This is a genomic window from Pseudomonadota bacterium, from assembly GCA_022361155.1.
Classification (GTDB): domain Bacteria; phylum Myxococcota_A; class Polyangia; order Polyangiales; family JAKSBK01; genus JAKSBK01.
Window position 1 is genome coordinate 1 of the sequence record JAKSBK010000211.1, and the last position, 2098, is coordinate 2098.

At 64.3% G+C, this 2098-nt stretch carries 1 protein-coding gene; it reads right to left on the minus strand.

Features of this window, described 5'->3' with window-relative positions:
* Positions 1 to 1677 (minus strand): TonB family protein (locus MJD61_08115; protein ID MCG8555240.1); only part of this gene is annotated, 1677 nt, incomplete at its 3' end.
* Between the last annotated feature and the right edge of the window lie 421 nt (positions 1678 to 2098).

A 2098-nucleotide genomic window follows, 5' to 3' on the forward strand; every position in this document is an offset into this window, starting at 1 on the left:
CCACGGGTACGTGACCGTCGTCGATCCGAGTGTCGCAAGCGCCGGGAAGCGCCAGGAACGGACCGCACGGACTATACAGCGTTCCACATCGGGGTCACCCATGCTCGAAGCAGCGAGGTTCGCGCGCTCGACCTCGCCGCTCGGCGTTATGGTGAAACGGACGGAAACTAGACCCTCGGCTGGCTCCGCCTTTTCGAGAACCTGCGCGTAGCACGCGCGTACCTCTTGCCGATGCGAGTGCACTACCTGAGAGACCACGCTCCTGTCCCCAGCAGAATCCATGGAGTTGGCCTGCTGGCGTGTTCCGAGCAACGGCAAAGTAACTTGCACGGAACGTCCGTCGACTGGGCGGGGAAACACCCAAGAAAGCAGCATCCGAGAGATACACCGCCGCACTTCGACGCTGCCAAGATTGGACTCGCCGAAGTCGACGCTGTGCGTCGACCCGTAAGGACCGATCACGAAGCGTGCGGCAAGATGGCCTCCCCGGGCGGCGTTGGTCGCAAGCGCTGCATGACATACACGCAGTTCCGCAAGGTGTGAACGCACGACTTGTTCGATCGCGGGCTTCGAGAGGGCGTCCGAGGCCACTTCCAGTCTGCCAACGACACTAACCGTGGAGGTCACCGCGTTGCTCGGATCAGCGCTCAGGAGCTCGATGCCAGGATACAGATACGCACAGCAGCTAAGGCGCGACGCGCACTCGTAGCGGATCGAACGCCCGCAGCCCCGAGCCACGTAGTCGGTTCGGCCCTGGCGCCGAACGGACACGCCTTCGACATGGCAGGACAAGAAAGCCGCCGCCTTTGCGGCGACCTGGGAAACGCGCGCTTGCTCATCTTGAGGCTTCGGCGCCGGTATGGCCATGGCCGAACCGACCGAGCGCTGGCGTGATGGCGCCAGCCGAGCGGACGATGCAGCCAGCGACGACGGGCTTACCGTACGCGCCGTTACATCCTCACGCCTTGACCCGGGAGCAGCCGGCACCACTGGAGCCGAAACCCCCGACGCGGCCGAACGCCTCGCCTTGTACGCTGAGCTGCGCGGCACGAACGCGCGGCTTGGCCGGGGCCGCGTCGGGGGCGGTCGCTCCTTGAATCCCCAGTCCAACCTGGAATCTTTCGCGTCCTGCCCAAAGAAGCCTCGCCAGCGCGTGCCTTTGGCCAGCCGAGCCGCTGCCTTGCGAATCACGTGTTGCGGAGGCGCCGGAGCACGCTGGAGCCGAAAGCCGCCTGCCCTCCGTATGACACCCTCGGCGCGAGCGCGCCCCCAACTACGGACGATGCGTACCCAGCCTGCGTCGGCCGGCAGCGGCGCCTCCAGAGGTACGTACCGATACGTTCCCATGAAGTAGGCGCCCGGTCCCTCGATCGTCACCCTCTGCGATCGCGACCGGGGAGGCACGTCAAAGCGGAAATCCACGAACCTCCTGAATCCCAGCATTCCAAGCAACACGGGCTCCCCTCCGCTTGAGCCGCCAAACGCCGACACGGAATAGCTTCCGTCGGGTAGATTCTCTGCGACAAAGGTGTTTTCACGCACGTGCGCCACGTAGCGTGTGCGTGGCCGGTGCTTCGGGCCGCCTGAGAGCTCGACCCAACGCAATTTGGCGGGCGCCGCCTTCATGTCAATGTAGCCGTACGCCAGCGAGGTACCCGGCACCCGCGAGCTCAGCACGGGCCGAGTGTATACGCTTGTGCCGCCGCAGCTTGAGACGATCGCTGCAGCTAGGCTCAACCCACAACCGGCAATACGACTCATCTACCCCACATAGCCCCGTTGATCCCGCACCTGCGTTATCGTGCACTCGGCACGCTGTCCCGCACACGATCCGTGACCGCGTACAATGACGGTATCTGTAACTATAGACCGCAGGACAGCTCACTCGCAAGCATACATTTCCCGGCTACATGCCAGTAGGAGGTAGCTCAGGTGTACTTGCCCGAAGCTGGGCGGGCCGTTATGTCTGAATGCTAAGTAGCGGAAAATGCTTGTCCGACCGCGGGCTCGTGCGGGGTGAGCGCGCCCGCCGCCGCCGAGCGGATCGAGGCCTATCGTGCGAGCGCGGAGTGTGCTTTCAGAGAGCCGGTTGTGTTGC